The following is a 6,971-nucleotide window of genomic DNA, read 5'->3' as shown; positions in this document are numbered from 1 at the left end:
CGCCGAAGGACGTCATCACCGTCGAGAACGGCACCACCACCACGGGGCTGGCGCTGAAGCTCTCGTCCTTCATCATGGACAAGACCGGCGTCCCGGTCACCAAGACCGGCAACGGCGGCAACATCCGGCACACCGTGATCCGCTACGGCGCCGGCAGCCAGGCCGAGGCCCAGAAGATCGCCGACGCGATGGGCACCGGCACCGTGCCGGTCTCCAGCAGCTCGCTGAAGGCGAACAACATCGTGGTCACCGTGGGCAGCGACTTCAAGCAGTCGAAGCTCACCGAGGGCAGCACCCCGACCGGCGGGTCCACGGCGAGCGGTTCGACCGGCGGTACCACCGGTGGAACGACCGGCGGCAGCACCGGCGGCTCGGGCGGCGGGGACACCTCCGGCGGCGGCCTGAACAGCGGCGGCGCGGTGGATGCCAGTTCGCAGAACGGGATTCCCTGCGTGTACTGAGTTGTCATGACGGTGCCGCACAGCCTCGCGAGGCTGTGCGGCACCGTTTACTTTGCGCTGTCCGTCTGGCTCCTGGTGAGCGAGAAGGCCTCAGGGTACGCATCACGCGTAGTACGCCGAGCAGGTTCGGTGGTGCGCCACATATACAGACACTCCACGCACCGCAAGATCTCCCACACACCGGGTACCGGCGAGGATGCCAGCTGTTCGGCGGCGGCGGTACAACGAGGACAGGACATTGAGACCTCCCAGGGTTTGGATCGGGCTCGGATCGGGCCCGGCCGGATTGGGTTTGGATCGGGCTCGGCCGGAACGGGCTCGTTTCGGGCTCGGATCGACTGGTTCGTGGTTCAGCCGGCGTCGCGCAGCGCCCGCAGCCGCGCCGCCCACTCCCGCGCCTCGGGCAGGTCGGTGACCGGCTGGCTGTAGTGGCCGCGCTGGTCCGGGGCGACCGGGGTGGTGGCGTCGATGACCAGCTTGTCGGTCATGCCCGGGGGCTGGGCGCCGGGGTCGAGGCCGACGATCGGGAAGTTCGGCAGCTGCACCAGGTCCCCCGCCGGGTTGACCTTCGTCGACAGCGCCCACATCACCCGGGGCAGGTCGAAGGGGTCGACGTCCTCGTCGACGACGATCACGATCTTGCAGTAACCCAGGCCGTGCGGGGTGCTCATGGCGCGGGTGCCGACCACCTTGGCGAAGCCGCCGTAGCGCTTGCGGGTGGAGATGATGGCCAGCAGGCCGTGCGTGTACATGGCGTTGACCGCCTGCACCTCCGGGAAGTCGGCCTTGAGCTGCCGGTACAGCGGCGCGCAGGTGTTGGCCGCGGTGAGGTAGTCGATCTCGGTCCACGGCATGCCCAGATACAAGGACTCGAAGATGGGGTCGCGGCGGTGGGAGATCCGGTCGATCCGGATCACCGGGAGCAGCCGGCCGCCGGAGTAGTGGCCGGTGAACTCGCCGAACGGGCCCTCGATCTCCCGGATGCGGGCCTCGATGACGCCTTCGAGCACGACCTCGCTCCCCCACGGCACGTCCAGACCGGTCAGCGGGGCGGCGGTGATCGGCGCCGGCGCGCCGCGCAGCGCGCCGGCCAGGTGGTACTCGGACTGGTCGTAGGCCAGCGGTGCGGCCGCGACGATGGGGATGACCGGATCGTTGCCGATGGCGATCGCCACCGGCAGGTCCTCGCCGCGCTCCTCGGCCTTGCGCAGGTGGACGGCGATGTCGTGCATCGGCGCGGGCTGGATGCCGAGCCGGTTGCGGCCCTTGACCTGCATGCGGTAGATGCCGACGTTCTGCTTGTCGAAGTCCTCGACGTCGTCGGGGTCCCGGGAGACGACCGCGGCCTTGTCGATGTAGAAGCCTCCGTCGCCGTCGTTGAGGCGGAACAGCGGGAGCACCTTGAACAGGTCGACGTCGTCGCCGACCATGCTCTGCTCGCCCCACAGCGGGTTCTCGCGCCGTTCCGGGGCGACCGGGAAGTCGCGCTCCCAGCGGCGGCTGAACTCCTCGACCTGTTCCCGGGGCGGCGTGGACGGCGGCAGATCGAGCGCCACGGCCAGGTTCGCCCACGAGCCGTGCACGTTCAGCGCGATCCTGGCGTCGGTGAAGCCGGTGACGCGGTCGAAGTACAGGGCCGGCGGGTTCGGCGCGAGGGCCGGCACGGCGTTCGCGGCGGCGGCCAGGTCCGGCTCGGCGGCGACTTCCTCCTCGACGTGGAGCAGCTGGCCGTGGCGCTTGAGTTCGGCCAGATACGAGCGCAGATCGTCGTACGGCATGGTGGTTTCCCCCTTGGTTTCCATTCACCCACAAACCGGATGTACACGAACGGTTTGTGGACCGTCTAATATGAAGGCGTGCAGAACCCCCAGCCCCCTGAGATGCGGAGCAAGACGTTCCATCTGATGCGCCTCGCGCTCCAGGAGCACGCCGCGCGGTGGCAGGAGGCGCTGCCCAATCTGACCAAGCCCCAGTACGCGGTGCTGCGGGCGATCGGCGAGCAGCCCGGCATCGAGCAGTCCGCGGTGTCCACGGCCGCGGGCACCGACAAGGCGACGCTCGCCGCGATCCTGCAACGGCTGGAGGATCGCGGGCTGCTCACGCGGGCCGTGGACCCCACCGACCGCCGGCGGCGCCTGATCCACCTCACGCCGGCCGGCGAGAAGGAGATCGGGGCGACCTTCCCTCAGGTCGCCGAGGTGGACGCGCAGCTGCTGGAACGGCTCACGCCCCGGGAGCGTGACCAGCTTCAGCGACTGCTGGCCAAGTTGACGGACGCCGGCTGATCGCCGGAGTGGCGCCGTTCAACCCGCCGTTCAACTCGCCGGTCAACTCGCTGGCCGCCTCGCCGGGCACCCCAGCACCGGCCGGGGCGGCGCGGGCCGGAACCACCGGATCCTTGTAGCGCGGGGCGTCGGCCAGGCCGTTCCAGCGCCGGGCGAACGGCACCGCGATGTCGAACTGGTCCAGGACCCGCGCGACGACGTGGTCGATGATGTCGTCGACGCTGCCGGGACGGTTGTAGAAGGCCGGCACCGGCGGCGCCACCACCACCCCCATCCGCGACAGCGCCAGCATGTTGTCCAGGTGGATCTCGCTGAACGGCGTCTCCCGTGGCACCAGGACGAGCTTGCGGCGCTCCTTGAGCACGACGTCGGCGGCGCGTCCGATGAGGTCGTCCGCGTAGCCGGCCCGGATCCCCGCCAGCGTCTTCATGCTGCACGGGATCACGACCATGCCGTCGGTGCGGAAGGATCCGGAAGCGATCACGGCCGCCTGGTCCCCGGGTCCGTAGCTCACATCGGCCAGCTCGGTGACCTCGCGGGCGGTGTAAGGGGTCTCCAACTCGATGGTGGTCCGGGCCCAGCGGGAGAGCACGAGATGGGTCTCGACCCCTTCCACCGTCCGCAGCGCTTCCAGCAACCGCACGCCGAACGGAGCACCGGTCGCCCCGGTCATCGCGACGATCAATCGCATGAGAACCTCGCAATCCTTGATCGCGGCTTCCCGGGAAACGTTAGCACACGAATCGTTCGTGTACATATTATTCTCGCCGGCTCATCCTCGCTCGACCCCGAACCGCACGGGCCGCACCAGCGCCTGGTCGATCAGCCGGGACAACAGCTGCGCCATCGGCACGCCGCTGGCGTCCCAGGCGCGGGCGAAGGAAGAGCGCGCGGTGAAGCCCGGCATGGTGTTGATCTCGCAGACGTAGAGCTCGTCGGCCTTCTCGTCCCACAGGAAGTCCACGCGGGCCAGGCCGAACGCGCCGACGGCGCCGAACGCCGCGACCGCCAGCTCCCGCATGCGCTGCGTCACCGGCTCCGGCAGGTCCGCCGGGACCGTGAGCCGGGAGTCGACGGCCTCGTACTTCTGCTGGAAGTCGAGCAGGCCGCCGTCGACGTCGATCTCGGCGGGCAGCGAGATCCACAGGTCGCCGTCGGGGCTGGCCAGCACGCCGCAGTCGACCTCGCGGGCGTTGTCCACGGCCTGCTCGACGATCACCGTGTCGTCGCAGGCCAGCGCCTGCTCGACCGCGCCCGCCAGGTCGTCCGGCCCCGAGACCCGGACCACGCCGATCGACGAGCCGCCGCGGGCCGGCTTGACGAACAGCGGCCATAGCAGGCCGTCGACCAGGGAGTCCAGGTTGCGGGTGCGGGCCCGCTCTTCAGCGGTGAACACGACGTAGGGCGCGACCGGAATGCCCTCGGCCAGGAAGGCCCGCTTCATGGCGACCTTGTCCATGCCGACCGCCGAGGCGCCTACGCCGCAGCCGACGTAGCGCACTCCGTATGCCTCCAGCAGGCCTTGGAAGACGCCGTCCTCGCCGTACGCGCCGTGCATCACCGGGAACGCGACGTCGATGCGGGCCAGGACGCGTCCCGGCTCGCCGGCCGAGACCACGCTCAGCGACCCGTCGGCTCGGTTCGGCAGGAGCTCGACCGGGGTGCCGGCGACCGGCAGGCGGTCGTCGATCGCGACCTCCGGCGCCGGGGCGTCGCGCACGGCGTGCAGGGCCTCGGGTGGGAGCAGCATGAAGCCGCCGGTTTTGGTGACGCCTATGGCGTGCAGCGCGTAGCGGTCGTCGCGCAGGTGGCGCAAGACCGATTTCGCAGACGCGCAGGACACGTCGTGCTCACTGGACGGACCTCCGTAGAAGACGCCGACCTGGAGCAGGTTTTTGCCGCATTTGGGCGTGGCGTACATGTGAACCCCCTAATCACGATCGACCACAGCCGGTGGGGCGTGAGCCCGGGATGGTCTACGCGGGGATCGGGCGTTCGGTTCATCAAGAGCCGACCACTCTTATGCGGGTCGCCGGCGCGTGTCCTAGGGGAAACGGGCTGTTGAAGTGCCTGTTAATAGACGTGCGCACGCTGGCTTCCGGTGCGGCTGTGGTGTTTCCATGACACGGGTCGGGCTGTGTCGTCGGCGCTGCCGGGGTCTCCGGCGTCTGCAAGTGCTCGGATCGGGCGTTAATCCGCATCAATCGGCGTTAAGAGGCTGGCTCCCGTGAGTATTTCCATTCCGCCTGAGTTGGACTGGGTGGCCGCTTTGGCGGTGGGTCAGGCGTGGCCTGCCGGTGATGAGGATCAGCTTTCTGAGTTGGGTGACGCGTGGCGCGATACGCATTCGCAGTTGACGGCGATCAATCATGATATTTCGCCGATGGCGTCGGGGATGCGGGATGCTTTGTCGGGGCCGACGGCGGAGCAGTTCGGGTCGTTTGTGAAGCAGTTGAATTCGACGATGCCGACGCTGGTGGAGACGACTGCCCAGATGGGCGATATGTCGCATGAGACTGCGGTGCAGACTCAGTATTCGAAGTTGATGATTCTGTTGCAGTTGGCGTGGATGGCCGAGCAGATCATCGAGTGGGCGCCGACGGTGTACGGGTTGGCGTTGGTGCCGGAGATCGAGGCTGTGGGGCGGTTGGTGGTTTCGCAGGTCGCGAAGAGGTTTGTGACGTCGGTGGCGTCGGCGACGGCGATTCAGACGGGGATGGACGCTGCGGTTCAGGCGTTTCAGATGTTTGTTTTGAAGGACCGCGACCATTGGGATGTCTCGTCCACTGTGGGCGCTGTGGAAATGGGCCTGCTTTCGGGTGGGATCGGCGCGGCGGTGCATGAGATCGGGGATGCGATCGCGCCGGAGTTGGTGAATTCGTTCAAGGGGAAGGTCATCACGGCGACGGCGACCGGGTTGACGTCCGCGGTGGTGTCGAACGCGGTCTTCGGCGGGAATCAGGATCTGGGGCTGGCGCTGAGTTCGGGGTTGTTCGGCGGGGTGCTCGGCGCGAAGGGTCCGCATGAGCGGCCGAAGGAGCCGCCGGCGCTGGATCTGGGCAGCTTGCACGAGCTGGGTGAGCTGGTGAAGAAGGTTGAGGAGAAGGACGGGCTGCCGGGGTTCGAGACGACGTTGACCGGTGGTCCGAAGACGGTCGAGGTGGTGGAGAGTCGGCCTGCGCTCGAAAGTTCCGAACCGCATGGCGGCCCCGGGTCCGGACCCGCTGAGGCTGGCGTCGACGCCCACCCGAACCAGGTGCTGAGCTCGCACGCCGTTGTCGAGGGCCCGCCGCCGATCGCCGAGCACTCATCTAACACACATCTGGAATCCACTCCTCCCCCTACCACCGAACATTCGCAATCGACCTCACCCGACACGGTTGCGAATTCCCCACTCCCCTCGCGAGCGTTCAATACTGCCAGTACCTCGGATTCCGTCGCCGCGTTCCTCCCGAGCCGGCCGCCGGAGCGCGTCGCGCGGAGCTTCGCGGCTCCCGCGGGCGATGCCCACGACTGGAGCGTCGCGCGCCCCATCGAGGCGTTCACCGACGAGGCGCACGCCGGTTCGTTCCTGTCGAACTTCGGCGTCGGCTCCGGCCGCACCCTGCACCTGCGCGACGCGCTCGATCCCGCGTCGGTGCCCCAGGAGCGTGCGGCGCTGGAGCTGCTGCCGGACCGCAGCGGCCGCCTGACGGTCGCGGTGCACGGCGACGTCGGCCGCGTAGTGGTCGGCGACCACGAGCTGAGCCCCAAGGCCCTGGCGCAGGTGGTGCGCAGCCACCCGGACTGGCCGCAGGTGGAGCAGAACGGCATCCGGCTCGTCGCCTGCGACACCGGAGCCACACCCGAGGGCGGCCAAGCGTTCGCGCAGCACCTGTCCGACGAGCTGGGCGTCCCAGTCGTGGCGCCGACGAAGAAGGTCTGGACCTCGCACGACGGCATGGCCCTGGTCGCCGACCCCAACCCCCGCAACGCCCACCTGCCGCTGACCACGGCCGAGGGCAAGGGGGCCTTCCACGACTTCACCCCGGCCCAGCACCTCGACGAGCCGCACGCCACGACGGCGGAGCACGCGGGCATCACGCTGGAGGCCGGGCCCGGTGACGGCGATGGTGGGGTGGCCGCTGGGCACGCCGGGCCTGCTGGGCGTTCCGGCACCGTACGCCGAGGGGTAGCTGGCGACGACCTGCTTGTCGGCCACCGGGTGCACGGTCTGCGCCCCGAC

6 protein-coding genes and 1 pseudogene are annotated in these 6,971 nt (G+C 69.0%); 3 read left to right on the top strand and 4 right to left on the bottom strand.

Translation table 11 applies throughout. The annotated features are described in order from the left end of the window. Window positions 1-461, top strand: a 461-nt coding sequence (locus tag GWK61_RS51395) for a LytR C-terminal domain-containing protein (protein ID WP_194921388.1), incomplete at its 5' end; no start/stop codon positions are given. Between the two features lie 47 nt (window positions 462-508). Here the strand turns inward: GWK61_RS51395 and GWK61_RS61280 are convergent. Together GWK61_RS61280 and GWK61_RS51390 are read right to left on the bottom strand one after the other, a co-directional pair. Beyond that, window positions 509-700 carry a non-oxidative hydroxyarylic acid decarboxylases subunit D gene (locus tag GWK61_RS61280; RefSeq protein ID WP_267254592.1) on the bottom strand — a complete coding sequence of 64 codons (192 nt, stop codon included), beginning with the start codon at window positions 698-700 and terminating at the stop codon, window positions 509-511. Between the two features lie 111 nt (window positions 701-811). After that, on the bottom strand, window positions 812-2,239 hold the full coding sequence (locus GWK61_RS51390; RefSeq protein WP_194921386.1) for a non-oxidative hydroxyarylic acid decarboxylases subunit C: 1,428 nt from the start codon (window positions 2,237-2,239) through the stop codon (window positions 812-814). A 102-nt stretch (window positions 2,240-2,341) separates the two neighbouring features. Between GWK61_RS51390 and GWK61_RS51385 the strand changes: the two genes are divergently transcribed. Further along, window positions 2,342-2,746 carry a MarR family winged helix-turn-helix transcriptional regulator gene (locus tag GWK61_RS51385; protein ID WP_369125684.1) on the top strand — a complete coding sequence of 135 codons (405 nt, stop codon included), beginning with the start codon at window positions 2,342-2,344 and terminating at the stop codon, window positions 2,744-2,746. A gap of 115 nt (window positions 2,747-2,861) precedes the next feature. On the opposite strand, the pseudogene GWK61_RS51380 reads toward GWK61_RS51385, so the two are convergent. Then, a pseudogene (locus GWK61_RS51380) lies at window positions 2,862-3,437 on the bottom strand (non-oxidative hydroxyarylic acid decarboxylases subunit B); the annotation flags it as partial. 81 nt (window positions 3,438-3,518) lie between these two features. Then, window positions 3,519-4,667, bottom strand: a complete 1,149-nt coding sequence (locus GWK61_RS51375; protein WP_194921385.1) for a D-alanine--D-alanine ligase family protein — start codon at window positions 4,665-4,667, stop codon at window positions 3,519-3,521. 306 nt (window positions 4,668-4,973) lie between these two features. Between GWK61_RS51375 and GWK61_RS51370 the strand changes: the two genes are divergently transcribed. After that, window positions 4,974-6,971: WXG100-like domain-containing protein (locus GWK61_RS51370; RefSeq protein WP_194921384.1), on the top strand; the 1,998-nt coding region annotated here is incomplete at its 3' end.

The organism is Catenulispora rubra (assembly GCF_015356825.1).
Taxonomy (GTDB): Bacteria; Actinomycetota; Actinomycetes; order Streptomycetales; family Catenulisporaceae; genus Catenulispora; species Catenulispora rubra.
Note: the sequence above shows the minus strand (reverse complement) of the source record. Positions and strands in the feature narration are given on the sequence as shown.

What these genes read in the sequence shown, in the direction of transcription:
- GWK61_RS61280 (WP_267254592.1), bottom strand. Translation starts at nt 700, where the DNA reads ATGTCCTGTCCTCGTTGTACCGCCGCCGCCGAACAGCTGGCATCCTCG.
- GWK61_RS51390 (WP_194921386.1), bottom strand. Translation starts at nt 2,239, where the DNA reads ATGCCGTACGACGATCTGCGCTCGTATCTGGCCGAACTCAAGCGCCAC.
- GWK61_RS51385 (WP_369125684.1), top strand. Translation starts at nt 2,342, where the DNA reads ATGCGGAGCAAGACGTTCCATCTGATGCGCCTCGCGCTCCAGGAGCAC.
- GWK61_RS51375 (WP_194921385.1), bottom strand. Translation starts at nt 4,667, where the DNA reads ATGTACGCCACGCCCAAATGCGGCAAAAACCTGCTCCAGGTCGGCGTC.